The organism is Chitinophaga sp. XS-30 (assembly GCF_008086345.1).
In the GTDB taxonomy this organism is placed as follows: Bacteria; Bacteroidota; Bacteroidia; order Chitinophagales; family Chitinophagaceae; genus Chitinophaga.
On the sequence record NZ_CP043006.1, the window covers coordinates 423,772 to 441,851 of the forward strand.

General features: G+C 52.4%; 13 protein-coding genes. 2 read left to right on the forward strand and 11 right to left on the reverse strand.

The window, feature by feature from the left end:
* Positions 1-5: 5 nt before the first annotated feature.
* From FW415_RS01700 to FW415_RS01725, 6 genes are all read right to left on the reverse strand, one after another.
* Positions 6-1,574: a response regulator gene (locus FW415_RS01700; RefSeq protein ID WP_148382577.1), complete on the reverse strand. Its 1,569-nt coding sequence runs from the start codon at positions 1,572-1,574 to the stop codon at positions 6-8.
* Between the two features lie 192 nt (positions 1,575-1,766).
* A complete protein-coding gene (locus FW415_RS01705; protein ID WP_148382578.1) occupies positions 1,767-2,873 on the reverse strand; it encodes an efflux RND transporter periplasmic adaptor subunit in 1,107 nt (368 codons plus the stop codon).
* Positions 2,854-6,093 carry an efflux RND transporter permease subunit gene (locus FW415_RS01710; RefSeq protein WP_148382579.1) on the reverse strand — a complete coding sequence of 1,080 codons (3,240 nt, stop codon included), beginning with the start codon at positions 6,091-6,093 and terminating at the stop codon, positions 2,854-2,856. The genes FW415_RS01705 and FW415_RS01710 overlap by 20 nt, the downstream gene beginning before the upstream one ends.
* A 10-nt stretch (positions 6,094-6,103) precedes the next feature.
* Positions 6,104-7,504, reverse strand: a complete 1,401-nt coding sequence (locus FW415_RS01715; RefSeq protein WP_148382580.1) for a TolC family protein — start codon at positions 7,502-7,504, stop codon at positions 6,104-6,106.
* A gap of 29 nt (positions 7,505-7,533) precedes the next feature.
* Positions 7,534-8,859 carry a HAMP domain-containing sensor histidine kinase gene (locus FW415_RS01720; protein ID WP_148382581.1) on the reverse strand — a complete coding sequence of 442 codons (1,326 nt, stop codon included), beginning with the start codon at positions 8,857-8,859 and terminating at the stop codon, positions 7,534-7,536.
* Positions 8,856-9,539 (reverse strand): response regulator transcription factor, encoded by a 684-nt coding sequence (locus FW415_RS01725; RefSeq protein WP_148382582.1) that lies wholly within the window; start codon positions 9,537-9,539, stop codon positions 8,856-8,858. The genes FW415_RS01720 and FW415_RS01725 overlap by 4 nt, the downstream gene beginning before the upstream one ends.
* A 242-nt stretch (positions 9,540-9,781) precedes the next feature.
* Here FW415_RS01725 and FW415_RS01730 point away from each other — a divergent pair, with 242 nt between their 5' ends.
* Positions 9,782-10,699 (forward strand): hypothetical protein, encoded by a 918-nt coding sequence (locus FW415_RS01730; RefSeq protein WP_148382583.1) that lies wholly within the window; start codon positions 9,782-9,784, stop codon positions 10,697-10,699.
* A 117-nt stretch (positions 10,700-10,816) separates the two neighbouring features.
* Here the strand turns inward: FW415_RS01730 and FW415_RS01735 are convergent, their stop codons facing one another.
* The 5 genes from FW415_RS01735 to FW415_RS01755 all read right to left on the reverse strand — a co-directional run bounded on the left by FW415_RS01735 (position 10,817) and on the right by FW415_RS01755 (position 16,988).
* Entirely contained in the window at positions 10,817-12,817 is a 2,001-nt protein-coding gene (locus FW415_RS01735) for a protein-disulfide reductase DsbD (protein WP_148382584.1), read from the reverse strand.
* A gap of 115 nt (positions 12,818-12,932) precedes the next feature.
* Entirely contained in the window at positions 12,933-13,388 is a 456-nt protein-coding gene (locus FW415_RS01740) for a protein-disulfide reductase DsbD domain-containing protein (protein WP_148382585.1), read from the reverse strand.
* Between the two features lie 44 nt (positions 13,389-13,432).
* Positions 13,433-14,125 (reverse strand): phosphoribosylformylglycinamidine synthase subunit PurQ, encoded by a 693-nt coding sequence (gene purQ, locus FW415_RS01745; RefSeq protein WP_148382586.1) that lies wholly within the window; start codon positions 14,123-14,125, stop codon positions 13,433-13,435.
* Positions 14,126-14,468: 343 nt separating this feature from the next.
* Positions 14,469-15,449, reverse strand: a complete 981-nt coding sequence (locus tag FW415_RS01750; RefSeq protein ID WP_148382587.1) for a hypothetical protein — start codon at positions 15,447-15,449, stop codon at positions 14,469-14,471.
* A gap of 15 nt (positions 15,450-15,464) precedes the next feature.
* Complete coding sequence (locus FW415_RS01755) at positions 15,465-16,988, reverse strand: hypothetical protein (RefSeq protein WP_148382588.1); 1,524 nt, start codon at positions 16,986-16,988, stop codon at positions 15,465-15,467.
* 143 nt (positions 16,989-17,131) lie between these two features.
* On the opposite strand from FW415_RS01755, the gene FW415_RS01760 reads away from it, so the two are divergent.
* Positions 17,132-18,055, forward strand: a complete 924-nt coding sequence (locus tag FW415_RS01760; RefSeq protein WP_148382589.1) for a TIGR01777 family oxidoreductase — start codon at positions 17,132-17,134, stop codon at positions 18,053-18,055.
* Positions 18,056-18,080: the final 25 nt, after the last annotated feature.

Here is an 18,080-nt window from a genome sequence, read left to right on the forward strand (position 1 = left end):
CGCTGTTATGATTGATTGACTGGTAAAATCATGATAAATGTGCTGCCTTTGCCCGGTTCGCTCCTGGCGGTGATCAACCCGTTGTGGGTATCGATGATCTTTTTTACGATCGCGAGGCCGATACCCGTGCCTTCATATTCATTACGGCCGTGCAGACGCTGGAAGATCACGAAGATCTTGCTGAGGTACATCTCATCGAAACCGATACCGTTATCCGATACCGTGATGCGGCAATAAGGGCCTTCAGGCGAAGCTGCGCTGTTTGCCGCAAGCTCCTCAACGCGTTCTCCCTGTATATGAATGACCGGCTGCACTCCTGCTTCCGAGAATTTGATGGCATTACTGATGATATTCTGGAAAACCTGCCTGATCTGCGAGGGGATCACTTCCAGCCTGGGCAGCTCCGTCACATGCAGGACAGCCTGCTTTTCCGCGATCAGCAGTTCCATATCGTCCATGATCTCCCGGATAATGGCATTGATGTCCGTCCATTCAAAAACGGAGGAGATGGACAGCTTGGAAAAGTCCAGCACATCTGTGATGAGCCTGTTCATGCGCTCGGCCGAATGTACAACCCGGTTGAGGTAATGCAATGCTTCCGGCTGTTCTTCGCCGATCTTTCCGCTGATGAGGTTGCTGAATACCTGTATTTTCCGCAGCGGCTCCTTCAGATCGTGAGAAGCTACATAGGCAAACTGCTGCAGTTCATGGTTACTGATCTCCAGCTCCCTGTTGGCCTGCTGCAGGGCCTGGGTCCTTTCATGAACACGGTTCTCCAGCAGCTGGTTGATCATTTTCTGCTCATGGATATCCGTAAAGATGCCCACCCATTTGGCGATACGGTCGTCTTTCCGCACGGGTGTTATGCTCAGCAGGTGATAACGGTACTCATTTTTGCCGATATGCCTGATACTGACCTCGAACACGGCCTGTACGCCGGAAGCCAGCGCCTGCCGGATACATTCAGCAATGTCCGGTTCACCTTCCTGCGATTGCGGCAGCACTTCCTTATCCGTGGAATACTGGTACCAGTACTGGTTAACGAATTCTATTTCTCCCGCTCCGTTGAGGGTGAAAGCGATCTGCTGTATGGACTCCAGGATGGAGCGCAGTTCTTCCAGGCTTTGCCAGAGAGCCGCCTGTGCATTCTTTCTCACGGTTATCTCCTCCCGCAGGGACTCCTGTGTTTCATTCAGTGCGCGGGTCTGCTGGTGCAGCCGGTAAAAGGTGCCGACCTTCAGCAGCAGGATGTCCGGATCAAAAGGTTTGGTGATATAATCGATAGCGCCGGAAGTATATCCTTTTGTGATGAACCGTTTTTCCACGTTCACCGCAGAAAGAAAAATAATGGGAATGTCTCTCGACTTGCTGTACCCCGTGATCGCCTCCGCCACTTCAAAACCATCCATGCCAGGCATCTGTACATCCAGAATAATGACAAAATAGGTGTTCTTCAGAATCTTGCGCAGCGCCTCTTCCCCGGAAGTCGCCGTATCTACCTTAAACTGGTTTATCTCAAGCAACTTCTGGAGTGAATAGATATTATCGGGACGATCATCAACTATAAGGATCATAATACTGCCAAAATGTGCGGCAATTTATTCAAATTTTATGCGACTGCACTGTAGATTTAACTCTACACATATCTATCTCATTTTCAATTTGTTGCAAGAATTTTTCTATTGGCATAATTTATGGTACCGCCATAAAAAAGGGAGCGGTACCTATCACCGTACCACTCCCGTGCCATTCTAACTATTGATCCGTTACTTCTTCTGTGCGATCTTTGATCCGTTCCTTATTTCATCATTTGCTTTTTCAACGAGGATATCTCCGGCGTAGAGATCGCCGAATATTTCGGCTTTACCTTCCGCTTCGCGGCCTTTGCGCACCTCCACCCATTCCGCTGCGCCATTGTTCACACGCACCACAAATACTTTCTCCGTGGAGCTCACCACAGCCGTTGAGGGCACCACAAATACGCTGTCACGGTTATTCAGCGGAATGCTCACTTCCGCTACCATACCCGGGAGCAGGGCTTTATTGCTGTTATCCACATCCATTTCCACGCGTTGCGAGCGCAGGCGGCTGTCCAGCGCGCCGGAGAGGCGGTCGATCACAGCGGTGAACTCCTTTCCGCCCATGGAGCGGATGGTAAAGCTCACTGCTTTCTTTTCCGCGAGGTATGCGGTATATGCTTCCGGTATGGACACAACGAGGCGGAGTTTCTTTTGCTGCTGCAGGGAAAAGAGCGGGAATTCGGAGCCTTTGCCGGATGGGCCTACATATGCCCCGGCGCTTACGTTCCTGCTGCTGATCACCCCTTCGAAGGGTGCACGTATCTCCAGGTAGTTGCGGGTATCGGCGATCTCGCGGTAGGCGGCTTTGGCGGATTCCTGCTGGGCGAAATCAGACTGCTGTTTGGCATATGCCAGGTCCAGATCGTTGCGGGAAACCGTTCCCGGCGTCTGGCTGGTCTGATACAAACGGTCGTAATTGGCTTTGCTGGCCAGGTACACCGCTTCCTGCGAGTGCAGTCTTGATTCCGCTCCCGCCAGCTGGGCGTTCAGCTCCGGCGCTTCCATCGTGGCCAGCAGCTGGCCGGCCTTCACGGTGGAGCCTACATCCACATATAATTTCTTTACAAAGCTGTTCACCTTCGCATAGAGATCCACCTGCTGGAAGGCGATCAGTTCCCCTGGCATGCGCAGGGTGGCGGAAAGCACATCTTTTTTCAGGGCAAAGGTGCTTACGGCGTTGGCGGCAACGGTTTCTTCAGCAGGCCTGTTGTCCGGCTTGCTTTGCGAAACGCCGCAACCGGCCAGCAGAATTGCGGCAAACAAGACCGGTATGTTATTGTTTGTTCTGATCATACAAGGAAGGTATATAGTGTTTACTGTCTTTATTTTCCGGGTTGAGGGATACAGAGGCGATGGATGCTTTTTTCTGCACCCAGGCGAACACGAGCGGCAATATCAGCAGCGTGGAAAAGGTAGAGGCTACCAGCCCGCCGATCACCGCTCTGCCGAGAGGTGACACCTGGTCCCCGCCTTCTCCGTGCCCGATGGCCATAGGTATCATACCCGCCACCATCGCCAGGCTGGTCATCAGGATCGGCCGGAGGCGCAGCCCCGCCGCTTCTTTTGCGGAGGCCAGCGAGTCCCCGTTATGCCGCCGCAGATGCTCCGCATTCGTGATCAGCAGTACTGCATTGGAGATGGACACGCCTACGGACATGATGATACCCATGTAGGATTGCAGGTTCAGCGTTGAACCGGTAAGTATCAGCATCAGCAGCGCACCGAAGATCACCGCCGGAACGGTGGTCAGCACTACCAGCGATACGCTGAACGACTGGAAGTTGGCGGCCAGCATCAGGAAGATCACCACAATGGCCACAATAAGGCCGGATTCGAGGCTGGACAACGTTTCATCCAGGGTGTTGGACATGCCTACTATTTCCATGCCCAGGCCACGCGGCAGCTCACCGAGCGAGGCGATCGCCGCTTTCACCGCTTCGCTGGCCGTACCCAGGTCCACATCATTCAGATTGGCCGTCACGGATATCATGGGCATGGCGCCGAGGTTATCATTCTCACCATAGGTCGTATCTGCATTGATGGTGGCGATATCTCCCAGCACGGGGCGCGATGAATTGCGCAGCACGGGGATCTCGCTGATATCGTGTATGCTGCTCATCTTGTTCTCCGGCACCTGTACCTGTACACTGTAACTGAGGCCGGCGCGTTCATCCACCCACACGTTCTTTTCCGTCAGCCGGGAAGAGGAGGTGGATGCGATCAGGGAGCGGGATACGTCCGTCATATCCACACCGAGCTGTGCCGCACGGGTACGGTCCACTTCAATATTGATGGCAGGGTATTTGGTGGATTGCATCAATTGCACATCCCGCATGTAATCGATCTCCTTCAGCTTCGCGATGATCTTCTGCGCATATGCTTCATTCTGTTTTTTGTTCCGGCCCGTGATGCGTACTTCCACCGGTGTGGGTGATCCCTGGCTGAGTATTTTATCGGTCAGTTCTATCGGCTCGAAAGATGGCTGGAGGTCCGGCACGGTTTGTTTCAGCTTTGCACGGATGCGTTCCTTCAGTTCATCCAGGTCCGTATGATAATCCCGGCTCAGGCTTACCTGTACCACGGATTCATGGGGACCGGGCATGAAAAGATAGATCGGGCTTACGGAGAACAGGGAAGGGTGTTGCCCTACGTAGGAAGAGGTAATGGATATATTCTCCTTTCCTACCAGTTCTTCCATACTGCGTATAGCCGTCAGCGTTTTTTCCTCCGTGCGTTCCATCCGGGTGCCTTCCGGTGCGCGCAACCTTACCTGGAACTGACCGCCATTGGTCTTTGGCAGCACGTCCCGGCCAACGTTGTGCAGCAGCAGCGCCGCGAGTGCGCTGAAGATCACGAGGTATGCGATCACTGCCGGTTTGCGGTACGGGAGCATGCGGGTGATGAAGCGCATGAAGCGCGCCCTGAAACGTTCGAAGCGGCTGATCTTTCCGTCATTATTGCTGTCTGCCCGCTCTACCAGTATCTTCTTCTGGTCCCAGGTATCTGCTTCACCGATGGAAGGCACGGCATGTTTTTTATGGCCTTTCATCAACCAGTTGGCCATTACCGGCACAAAGGTCTGGGAAAGGAAATAGGAAGTGATCATGGAAAAGCCGATCGCGAGCGCCAGCGGCAGGAACAGCGAGCCCGGGATGCCGCTCATGGTGAAGGCCGGGGCAAACACGGCGAGGATACAGAAGAGGATCAGCAGTTTCGGGAATGCGATCTCCTTACAGGCGTCCCAGATGGCGAGGGCCTTGGGTTTGCCCATATCCAGGTGCTGGTGGATATTCTCTATCGTCACTGTGCTTTCATCTACGAGAATGCCGATGGCCAGGGCGAGACCGCTCAATGTCATGATATTGATGGTTTGTCCGAAGAGGTTCAGGAACAGCACACCGGAGATGATGGATACAGGGATGGTGAGGATCACGATCAGCGCGCCGCGGAGGTCCCCGAGGAAAAGCACCACCATCAGGCCCGTCAGCACCGCTCCGATGATCCCTTCGGTGACGAGGCTTTTCACGGCGTTCATCACGTAGGTGGACTGGTCGAATTCGTAGGTCAGCGTTACGTCTTCCGGCAGCTGGCTTTGCAGTCTGGGGAGGGCTTTCTTCAGTGTCTGCACCACTTCCCAGGTGGAGGCATCCGCTGATTTGGCAACGTTGATGTACACGGAACGCCTGCCGTTCACGAGGGCATAACCGGCGGCGATATCCGCTCCGTCTTCAACGGTGGCTACATCGCGGAGATAGAGATTTTGTACGCCGCCTTTGAAGAGCGGGATGTTCTCGAAGTCCTTGATATTCCGTATAGTCGTATTCGTGGGTGTGAGGTAGTTTTTGTCGCCGATGCGGACGTTGCCGGAGGGGGCCGTCTGGTTATTGACGCGCAGCGCTTCCACCAGCTGGTCCGGCGTGAGATTGTGTATCCGCAGCTGTTCCGGGTCCGCCTTGATCACCACGGTGCGGATGTTGCCGCCGAAAGGCGGAGGGGCAACGAGACCGGGGATGGAGGTAAAGGAGGAGCGTACATATACATTCGCCAGGTCCATCAGCTCGTTATTCGTGCGTTTCTCGCTGCTCAGCACCAGTTCGCCTACCGGCAGCGTGGAGGCATCGAAGCGGATAACGAAAGGCGGCTGCGACCCGGGCGGGAAAATAGCCTGTATCCTGTTGGCGAATGCGGACACTTCGGCGGCGGCCTGCGCCATATCGGTACCTTCATAAAAGCTCAGCTTCATCAGGGTGAGGCCCTGTATATTCTTCGTTTCGATGGATTTCAGGCCGTTCACGAACAGGAGGATGTTCACGTAGTTCTTGGCGAAGAAGGCTTCCATCTGGTTAGGCGTGTACCCGCCGAAAGGATGGGCGATGTACAGCACCGGCATATCCAGTGCCGGAAAGATATCTACCTTGATGTCCCGCACGGATTTGATACCGAAGAAGAACAACCCCGCTACGATCACGAGGATGGAGATCGGTTTTTCCAGTGCGCTTCTGATGAGTCCCATTGTATATCTGTTAGAATTCGTTGATAAATAAGCCAAAGTTCCCTGCGGCGGCGGCTTTCAGCAACAGCGCCTGCCACACGTTGCTATAGGCGATCTCCCGGTCTGTTTCCGCGCGGCTGAGGGTGTACATGGCCTGGGTGACGTCTACCAGCGTGCTGAGGCCGTTCCTGTACAGCACGGTCTTCTGCAGGTAAGCGTCCGATGCGGCTTTGATCTGGATGGCCGATTCCCGGTAGTTGTCCAGCGCGTTCTTGATCTTCACATCGGCGAGAGCCAGCTGTGCTTTGATCTGCTGGTCCACCACTTCCATTTCGTTTTGCAGCGCAGCGGATGTAAATCGTTGTACGGCGGACTGCTGGCGGATGCGCAGCGGGCTGGTCAGGTTCCAGGTGACGCCCACTCCCAGCAGATAGTTGCTGCGCGTGGGTTTGATGCCATCCCAGTAATTATGGGAAAAGGCCGTCTGGTCTTGCGTATAGGCCGCCTGAAAGCCGGAGGCGCGCGTTTGCAGCACGCTGAAAAAGGAAAACGCCGGATAGTTGAGCGTTTTGATATATTTCTCCTGTTCCCGGCTGAGTTGAATGCGGCTGCGGTAAAACTGCAGATAGGGATGGCTGTCACCATCCAGGGAAACCGTATCTGTTATCACGGAAGGAATGCGGGTGATGATGGAACTGTCCAGCACAAAATCTTCCGGCGCTACGCCCATCAGTTGTGCCAGCAGGTTAGCCTGTTCTTTTTCCAGGTCCCGTGCCTTGGTAAGCGTGATGCGGGCATTGGAGGCCTCCGCGCTGGCGAGTGATGAATCCACGCCGGCAATCAGCCCATTGTCTACCCGGCGTTTTACCACGGAACGGAAAGTGTCTGCCCGTTCCAGGTTGCGTTCCCAGGACCGGCTGAGGCGCTGCGCGGCAAGCAGGTTAAGGTATGCTCCGGCCACTTTTACCTCGTGGCGGAACTGTTCCTGCTGCCAGTCCCGTTCATCACGACTGGCAACGGATTCCGCCGTTCTCACCCTTTCTTTCATCCTGCCGAAGGCAAAAAATTCCCAGTTGATATTGGCGAGATACAATGCGCCGAAGGCGGCGTTCCAGTTCTGTTCCGGCAGCGGAAGGCCGGAAGATGCCACTCCCAGGCCGCCAAAACCATACAGCGGACCGTTCTGACCGTTGATGGTACCATAATCCTGCTGGGCGGAAACGTTCAGGTTCGGGAGATAGTCCCGCCTGGACTGGAGCACGGAAGCTCTGGAAGCCTGGAGATAGTTGGCTTTGGCCTTGATGGTCCCGTAATTGTTCAGTGCCGTTTGTACGGCGTCTTTCATGGTCAGCACCTGCGCCTGTGCAGTACAGGTATAACAACAAAAGATGGCAAACAGTACCAGACGGGCCGGATATCGATTAGTTATCATGTGCAAATGAGCGATTAAAGCATGGCAGCTTACTGCTGGATTCTCTCATGCAAATAGCGCTCATCATTTTGAAGGAATTTTGAAGCGGAGGTGCCGGAAGGAAAGTTCACTTCCACAATATGATACCCGGAAGCATAACGGTAGCTGATCTCGAAGTTATTCATATCACATATCTGCTTCACGATAGACAGTCCTATGCCGATGGAATTATCGCACTGGCTGCCTTTTCGGAAGCGCTGGAACATCTCGGAGGTGGGGACGGAAGGCGGATGCCCGGTGTTTTTGATCATCAGGTGTTCCCTGTTCAGCACCACTTCAATGGTACCTTCCGGGAGGTTGTGGCGGATGGCGTTGCTGATGAGGTTGTTCAGCAGGATGTCCGCCAGGGAGGGGTGCAGATGGAGGCATACTTCCTCTTCAATATTGCTTTTTACCTGCAGGGACTTCAGCGCCATCAGGTCGCAGAAAGCGCCGAGGGCATCGCGGGTATATTGGCTGAAGGGCATTTCCTCCGTGGCTTCATATTCATTGTTCTCCAGCCTGGAAAGCAGTACCAGGGAGCGATTGATACGGGTCAGCTTTTCCACGGCATTTTGCATGTCGCCGATGAGTTGGGCCTGCCCGCCCTGGATATCGGATTCGGAAAGCAGCTCCAGCTTGCTGCGGATAATGGCCAGCGGCGTTTGCAGCTCATGCGAGGCGTTCTCCGCAAATTCTTTCAGGGAATTGTAATCATGTACCGCCTTGTCCGTCATCTTTTCCAGGAAACAGTTCAGCTCATTGAACTCTTTGGTGCGGGTACGGGGGAGCGTCAGCTTTTGCTTGGTTTTCAGGTTGAAGCGCTGCACTTTTTTCAGGGTATTGTAAAACGGCGCCAGTACGTACCGGGATACCAGCCTGGCCGTCAGCGTCACAAAACCCAGCAGAATGGCGATCTTCCAGATAATGGAGGTCCGCAGTCCCGCCAGTATCTGTTCCGAGCGGGTAACATAATCGGCGGAGGTGATCTTGTACAGCTGGTTGTTGATCGTATGCCAGGAACTGACGATCACCTTGCGGTCATTGTCCCGCAGTTCCGGTATGTCTTTCACATCCTTTTCCGTTATTTCCACATGGCCTGCCGGGATGGTTTCCATAGAAGCGGCCACCAGTATCTTGCAGCCCTGGGTATGATCGCTGATCGGTTCACCCGCTTTCACCTGTTCCGCCACCCGTTCATTTACATGTTTCAGCCGCTCCACGGTGGCCTGGTCTATTTCCTTCCGGATGGACTGGTAGGAAATATAGGCATTAAGCGGCAGGATGATGAGCGTGGAGCTCAGGTACCATAGCGTGAATTTATCAACCAGCTTCATTGTTTGGAGGTATTAAACTTGTATCCCAGTCCGTACACGGTGCCGATATAATCTGTGCCATTGGCTGCGCTGATCTTCTTCCGGATATTTTTTACATGCTGGTACACAAAGTCAAAGTTCGCAAAATTATCGGTGTAATCGCCCCAGAGGTGTGCGGCAATGGATTGGCGGGAGAGCACCCTGTTTTTGTTGACGAGGAAATACAGCAGCAGGTCGAACTCCTTCCGGGTCGTATCCAGCAGCTGGCCGTTGACGGTAGCTTCCAGGGTGTCGATATTCAGGCTGATCTCGTTGAACGCGATGATATTGCTGCCGTTGAGTTTTTTGCGGCGGTAAATGGCGCGCAGGCGGGCGTGCAGCTCGGGCAGATGGAAGGGTTTGGTGAGATAGTCGTCCGCTCCTTCTTCCAGCCCGATGATCTTGTCATCCAGCGAGTTCTTCGCGGACAGGATAAGGATGCTGCTCTGTATCTTTTCCAGCCGCATGAAAGAAAGTATCTGCAGCCCGTTGCCGTCCGGCAGCATGATATCGAGCAGTACGCAGTCATACTGAAAGGAAATGAGCTTGTCCTGCGCATCCCGGACGTTATCACTCACTTCGCAGATATACCCCTCCCTGCCCAGGAACTCGCTGATACTGCTGGCCAGCTCCAGATTATCCTCAATCAGCAATACTTTCATAATATCCTGCAAATTACGCACAAATTTGAAGCAATTTTGAAGCGGAGAGCCTGCCGATGTGCTAAAAAAGTCCTATCTTATACTTTCGAGGCTGGTTCAATAAACTGATTATCAATTACTTTCTTTTTTGGCACAGGATTGGCTGATATCGGAACCGTAAAACCTATCGTATGAAATACCTATGTATGTGTTTTCCGGAATTTCCGGCCAGCCACACTAAACATCGAAAAAATACAACACAGATGAGACCATATGCATTCATTCTGACAGCCGCAGTAGTGCTGAGCGCCTGTGCGGGGCCGTCTTCGGAGAAACAGGCGGAAGGGGACAGTACGGTAACCGTTCCGGAAGCGGTTGCGGCCTCGGCTGCGGATATCGCCAGCTATGTAGGCGATGTGGATGAAAAGATCGGCGCACAATACCGTACGCTGGCGGTCCATAATTATATGCATGGGGGCAATGCGGCGGGTATCGTGGCGGTATTCAACGACAATAATCAGCCCTTGCGGGTATATATCTACCCCGAAGGCAAGCAGGTGGATGAGCAGCGGGAGACCTGGCTGTACCTGGATTCCCTGTCCGGCAAGCCAGTGCTGCTCCGCGAGATCGTGACCACGAAGGACAGCGTGACCGAGAATTCCTTTTATTTCGGCAATAATACCTTGTTGCAGGCGGAGACCCGCGCGGCCAAAGACCTGCCTTCCCTGGAAGCTGCCGGTTTTACACCTTTTCAATCAGCGACCGGGCAGGATAATTACCGGTTGCGGCCATCGGCGGTAGATTCACTGGTAAAAGAAGTGCTGCAGGTGGTGGAGGCAGACCGGAAAGACCTGAGCAAAGAAGCGAACCTGATGCGCAAACAGGGCGCTGCTTATTGGGGCACCGGCAACGAGCCGGGCTGGAGCATTGCCGTGATCCCGAATAAAAAGATCTTTTTCAATTTTAACTACGGAGAGAACAAATACGAATTTCCCTGCAATGATGCGCAGAAAGGAGACCGCGAAGCAACAGAATTCAATACCCGGTCCGATGAGCATACCCTGCTGGCAAAATTCGAGAACAGGCGCTGTACGGATGATGCGGATATCATGCATCCGATGACGGTAACGGTGACGTTCGACGGGAAGACTTATCAGGGATGCGGGCTTTCGTTGTATTGAAGTTGATAAACGAAGGCTTCTTCATCCCCCGCAAAGAAACCAGATGGCCCTGAGCCGCAAATAAAAAGAGGGTGTGTCAGCAAAATCCGACACACCCTCTTTTGTTATCACAAGAAATTATTGCTTCACTTTCTCGAACGCTTCGATCCCGGCTTTCAGCCAGTTGGCGTATTCACGGATATCGGGCGTATAAGCCACGGGGAGCGTCAGCAATTGTTCATCAGGACTGATCAGCACGTACAGCGGCTGTGAGCTGTTGATGAAGTTCTCGCTTTGCATGGTGGCGTATTTGTTGCCGATGGTCTTGATCTCTTTGGTGCGGCCGTCATCGAACTGATGCAGGAACTCTTCTCCTTCCGGCAGTTTCTGCTTGTCATCCACATATAACGATACGAGTATGTAGTTGTCTTTGATGAGGGCATGCACTTCAGGATCGGTCCACACATTTTCTTCCATGTTGCGGCAGTTCACGCAGGCCCAGCCGGTGAAGTCTATCAGGATGGGCTTGTTCGCCGCTTTGGCGACTTCCAGCGCTTTTTCGTAGTCATTGATCACATCAGGTTCCACGGCGCCTTTTTCTTCGGCGCTGTTGCCGTACCAGCTGTAGGACATCGGCGGCGCAAAACCGCTCATCAGCTTCAGTTTGGCGTATTTGGTATTGGTGATGCCGGGGATGAGGTACAGGGTGAATGCACCGAACAACACGGCAAAAACGATCCTGATGGGGGTGAGCTTTTTAACGGGACTGTCATGCGGGAAGCGGATCCAGCCCAGCAGATAGAGGGTGGTGAGGATACCGATGATGATCCAGATGAGGAAGAAGGTTTCGCGGTGGAGGATACCCCAATGCGTCACGAGGTCGGCATTGGACAGGAACTTCACGGCCAGCGCCAGTTCCACGAAACCCAGTACTACTTTTACGGAGGTGAGCCAGCCGCCGGATTTGGGCAGCGAGTTCAGCCAGCTGGGGAACATGGCGAAGAGGGCGAAGGGCAATGCGAGGGAAAGCCCGAAGCCCGCCATACCCGCGGTCAGCAGCCAGGCGCCGCCATCGGAGTTCAGGGAGCCTGCCAGCAGGGAACCCAGAATAGGGCCGGTACAGGAGAACGATACGATCACCAGCGTAAGGGCCATAAAAAATATCCCGATCAGGGTGCCTTTATCCGCTTTGGAATCCGCCTTGCTGGCCAGTCCGCTCGGCAGTGTGATCTCGAACACGCCGAAGAAGGAAATGGCAAACACCACAAAAACGGCAAAGAAAAAGAGATTCAGCCAGACGTTGGTGGAGATGTTGTTGAATATCTCCGGCTCTGCGGCCCCGGCAATATGGAAGGGCACGCTGAACAGCACGTAGGTGAGGAATATGAAGAAACCGTACATGGTAGCGTTAAAAATGCCTTTTTTCCTGTTCTGCGAGCTTTTGGTAAAGAACGATACGGTCAGCGGGATCATGGGGAATACGCAGGGTGTTACCAGGGCGATCAATCCGCCCAGGAACCCGAGCAGAAATACGACCCATACTCCCTTTCCTTCTTCGAGGATACCGCCTACCTTGCTGACAGGGTTCTTCAGGTCGATATTCGTGCGTTTGAGCTTGCCGGCCTGTTCTTCGTTGATCTGCAATCCTGCTTTGGCGGCCACCAGGCCGGCGGCAGGATCTGCATTGAAGCGGAATTCCACTTCTTCCGGCACTACTTCTTCTCCTTTGATGACCATGTAGGTAATGACGCCTTTTACGTCTTTTACTTCGGCTTTGAAGCTGGTAGTGGCCTGAAGGTCTACTTCGTTCTCAAAATACCTGATCTCAAGGTTATCGAGTATAGGTTCTTTCGCGGTTTTCAGGTCCCCAGCTTCCTCCACACCGGTGATAGCCGCGCGGGTATCACTGAGGCTGTCCAGCATGATGCGGGTATTGGGATCATCGTCGCTCATGGTATAGGAGAACAATTTCCAGCCTTCGGAAACCTTTGCCTTGAAATGCAGCACGAAAGTGCCGTCACCCTTTTTTTCGGCAGTATATTCCCATTTCACCAACGGAACCGCCGCTTCGTCCTGCGCTTGCGCACGCGGCAGGAACAGGAGCTGAAGGCCCGTTATCAGTAATAAAAGATACTTCATATGTATGATAGACTTAAAAGATTGTAAAGAATCATATGCAAAAAACGAGTCCTTGTTAAAGAACTCGTTCCTGTTTATGGCTGAATAATATTTCCGGTGATGTGAGGGTCACTGCCTATTTACCACCAAGGCTAAAGGTAAAGGGTACTTCAGCGGGGGGCAGACACTGATGGTCGTCGCACACCATGAATTCCACGGAGCCTTTAAGTTTTGTGGCAGCTTTGCCTTTAACGGTCACTTTCTGAACGAAGGAAACGGTGTTTTCGTAATACTTCAGCTCGGAATTAAAGTTCTTGTCAAACGCTTTGTGCATTTTACCTACTTCTGTTACTTTACCGTTCATCGCCACGAGGGGATTTTTGGTGAAGGAGAAGGTGGTAGGGATCGGGCCTTCACCGGCTTCCTGGGCATACACATGCCATCCTTTTTCGATGGTAGCCTTGGCGATCACTTCGTACACCTGGTTACTTACTTTCTTGGTGGTGAATTCCCATTTTACCGGATTGTCGTCCTGAGCGAAAGCCAGTACCGGTAAAGCAAACATGCACAATGCAACGAGTAATTTCTTCATAGTTCCTTTTTTTTCTGGTTGGTTGATTTGTTTGGTGTTTGATGCTAGTTGTTATTGATAAGGCTCTGGAAGATGAGCTGTCCATCGCGGTTGCCCAGCAGTTCGCTGGAGGCCCTTTCCGGATGCGGCATCATGCCAAAGACATTTCTTTCCTTATTACAGATACCTGCAATATTGCGAACAGCGCCGTTCGGGTTAGCAGATTCAATAATGTTGCCAAACTCATCGCAATACCGGAAGATGACCTGATTATTTGCGAAAAGGCCATCGAGCGTGGCATCATCGGCATAATATCTTCCCTCGCCATGGGCGATCGGGATCATGAGGGGGCGGCCGGTCACTTCTTTGGTGATGGAAGTGTGGGTATTCTCGCTCTTCATGAAAATATTCTTGCAAATGAATTGCTGGTTCTGGTTCTTCAGCAAAGCGCCCGGCAGCAGGCCTGCTTCGCAAAGTATCTGGAATCCGTTACAAACCCCTATCACACGTCCGCCTTTGTTGGCAAACTCCACTACGCTTTGCATCATGGGGCTGAATTTTGCAATGGCGCCGCAACGCAGGTAATCGCCATAAGAAAAACCGCCCGGCAGCAGGATGCAATCCTCTGTACTGAACATGCTCAGATCCTTGTCTTTATGCCACAGGGCAATTACTTCCTGATTCAGGTCGTAACGCAGGGCATCCACCATATCCTGATCGCAGTTTGAGCCGGGAAATGTAACAACACCAAATTTCATCTGTTCGTATTTGTTTTATTAGTGGTCAGATGGAACATCCGTTTCATCTGTCAATATTTGTTTTTCAACGGTCAGATGGAACTTGCGTTTCACCTGTTCGTATTTGTTTTTATCAATGGTCAGATGGAACATTCTGTTTCACCTGTTAAGTATTTGTTTTTATTAATGGTCAGATGGAACATCCGTTTCACCTGTCAATATTTGTTTTATCCGTAGTCAGATGGAACATTCTGTTTCACCTGTCAATATTTGTTAATTTATCGCTGGAAAACAACAAAATTACTGCGCATTGGGGAATTTACAATCACCGCTCATCAGAATTATGATTCCCCTAACAACCTGTTTAATGCGAAAAATACTGCATTACAATGACATATGCCAAAACAATCACATGTATAGCATTGGCAAAGGTATTATTGGAGATGCTCCAGAACACGTTCCCGGCGAACAGGGATACCGGTAATACCGCCAGTACCCAGTACCCTGCGGAAAAATGCACGCTGAAGAAAGGCACGAGCACGGCTACTACGGCATGCACGACCACGGTGGCCCATATCTTTCTCCCCTGGATCAGCATTTTTGAGTAATTCCGCTGCAGCAGCAGCCATCCGATGACAAAGAACAGCAGGCTCACAATAAGGGCGCCCCAGACCTTGTAATCCGTGATAACGGGCAGATTGAACCCGATGACGGGCAGTTGCGGCACCATTTCCCAGCGGTCCGTCAGGAATAGCCAGGTGCCCAGCAGGTAAAAGGGGCAGATCAGCCCCAACAACCCGATGATCCATTCCGCCAGCCGGAAGGAGCGCATGATGAGCAGGCTGATGAGCAGCAGCGCCGCAAATATGATGGCCGGAAAATAGAACAATCCGCCAATCCCCAGTGCAAATCCCATATTGAAAGCCACATCACGGGCGGAAGGGCGCATATACAGGTCTGCAATACTGGAAAATATCCATAACATGATGGTATTCAGGATAAGGGCGGGTGAAAAAACGTTCCAGGCTTCCAGGAGAGAGGTAAACAGCAGGAAACTCATGGCCGGCAGGTAATTATCCTTCGGGAACAGCCGGTGATTGTTGATGATACGGGTAAGCAGCAACGCCTGCAGGAACTGCATCAGCAGTGCAATGGTGGTAAAGAACAGGGGGCTTTTGCCCACCAGCCCTTCCAGCCAGGTTGTCAGCAGGTTATATACCAGGCCCTCGGAACCATCTGCCTGAAAGGAAGACGGATGCAAAAGGTAGTAAAATTTGATGAGCAACGTGTAGATAAACAGCAGCAGCACCGTTAGCGGGTTGCCGGATCTAAAGAAACGTATCACGGTGCAAAGGTGTAATTAAAAGTCAATTTTAGCAAAGCAAATATAATTCCGGTAAATACAGGGAATGATCACGGTGCGGGCGGCGATCTGCTTGCCATAACGCGGCATCCAGGTAAACCCTTTGTCCAGATTGCGGAGCGTGGGCTTGCGGCTCACCTTGCCGTCCGGTCCGATGGTATTCTCTGACAGCACATACTGGCGGCGGTCCAGCTCATTGAACAGGAAATGCAGTTCACTGCCTACATTCACCAGCATATAGCTCAGGTACAGGTCTGCCCCGTCATCGAACTGGCTCTTATGCACAAAGTTGCTGTATTGCATTTCTCCCTTTTCGTCGAAGGACAGGATGGCGATGTTATCGTAATGATAACGGGTGCCGTGCATGTCGTTCCAGCCATAGGGGTTGTAGTAATATGGCGAGTAGGGGGAATAATAATACGGATAGTAGCCACCCATGCCTCCCATACCGCCGTACATATAGTTCCAGCGGTTCCAGGGCTGGGTGCGCGAGGTGGTATAATAGGCTTCCGCGGTCATGAGGAAACCGCCGTCTTTTGTGAAGACGATCTTGCGGATAAAGTAGTCGTTGAATGCGGAAGGAGCCGACGATTCGCCGCGTGCATTCTGTTTCAGTTCGGGACTGAAGGCGGTGGCCTTTTCGAATATTTTTTGCTTTGTAGCGAGGTCCAGCCGCAGCATATATATGCCTTCCACGTTCCCCCGGCGGCGTTCGTAGTAGAAGGCGGTAACAAGCGCCTGTTTGCTGTTGTTATCCAGCTTCACTTTAATCTCGTCCAGCAATATCCCTTTGACCTCAAATGGCTGCACTTCAAAACTGTCCACAACGGCGCGTTTCACCACCAGGTTGCCGCTGACGATATAATCCCGGGAATTGCCTCTTTCCAGCTTTGTAAACACCAGGTCCCCTTCATTATTCAGGTTAAAATTGCTCAGGAACTGCCGCTTGGCCTCCATGGGGAGCGATACGCGGCTGTTGTTGACCAGGTTGAAATTGCTGTCGTACAGAAAGGTATAGAATACGTGATTGTCCTCCTTGTCCTGATTGATCTTGTACAGCAGGATGCGTTCCTTATCTTCCGATACTTCTACGGAATAGACCTTGTTCTCTTTGGAGTAGTTGCCAATGCGGGTGGAATCCACCATGACGGGCGCTGTTTCAAAAACGCCGTTGCCGTTCAGTTTGCCCACGAAGCTGTACACGGCGTCCCTGCGCTGGAACTGGTAGATCATGTAGGCCTTGTCCTGATACCCCACAAAATCCACGCTGATCAGTTTTTTGGGGAGAAAATCCAGCTTCACACGATCTTTCAGCTGCATACCATTATCATATACGGAGATGTTATAATCTCCGCGGTCCGCTTTATACACCAGGATGTTCCCGGATATTCTGCCGATGATCTCGAATTCGGTGGTCTTATAGTCATCGCGTTCCGGCTCCGAGTAAGTGACTTTCTGTGCGGAAGCGGCCGTGGTAAGTAGTATCAGGGCAAAAAACCGTAAGATATAGCGAATGCGCATGACAATTATTTAAGGTTTGATACAGGATAAACGTTTCGCGCTGCTGTTTTATGCATGCTGCTGCATCAAACCTACACGAAAATTATCTTTTTGCAAAGGGATGGGGGATGTACGGTTGATATTTTATTATGTACTTTTATTTTATGGATACGGTATTAATCACAGGCGGAACCGGCCTTGTAGGGCGGGCACTGACAACATTGCTGCTGGAACGGGGGTATAACGTGATCATTCTTACGAGGCGGCCCCGGGCTTCCAGCCATCCTCAGCTCCGTTTTGCCCAATGGGACCTGGACCGCAAAACGCTGGATCCCACCGCTTTGCAGGAGGCGGACCACATCGTCCATCTTGCCGGCGCCAATGTTGCGGACAAGCGGTGGACAGCGCAACGCAAGCAGGAGATACTGGACAGCCGTGTGCAGAGCGCCCGGCTTTTATATGAGCGGCTGGCCGATACCTCCAACAATATAAAAAAAGTGATCAGCGCATCGGCTACCGGGTATTACGGGCCATTCAAAGGCGACATCTTCCGGGAAGACGCGCCTCCGGCGGATGATTTTCTCGGGGTCACCTGCGAGGCCTGGGAGAACAGTGTGCGGAAGATGGAAGATCTGGGCAAGAAGGTGATCATTCTCCGTACCGGGCTCGTGCTGAGCCTGGAAGGCGGCGCGCTGAAAGAATTCAGCAAACCCCTGAAGCTGGGCTTCGCTACCGTAATGGGGGATGGAGAACAATGGGTGAGCTGGATACACCTGCACGACCTGGTGCGGCTATATTTCAATGCCATCGTGAACGACCGGCTGCAGGGGGTGTACAATGCCGTTTCGCCGAGCCCCGTTACCAATGAAGAACTGGTGCTGGCACTGGCCCGCGCCGCAAAAGGGAACAGTTTCGTATCCGTTCATATACCGGCGTTTGCGCTGAAGCTCGCATTGGGTGAAATGAGCGTCGAAGTGCTGAAGAGCGTTAAAGTGTCGGCGGACAAGATCAGGGAAACGGGCTTTCTTTTTTCCTATCCTGAAGTGGCAGGGGCTATGGAGCAATTGCTGCTGACGAAAAAGAAGTAAACGGCTGGCGGGACGTAATGCGTGA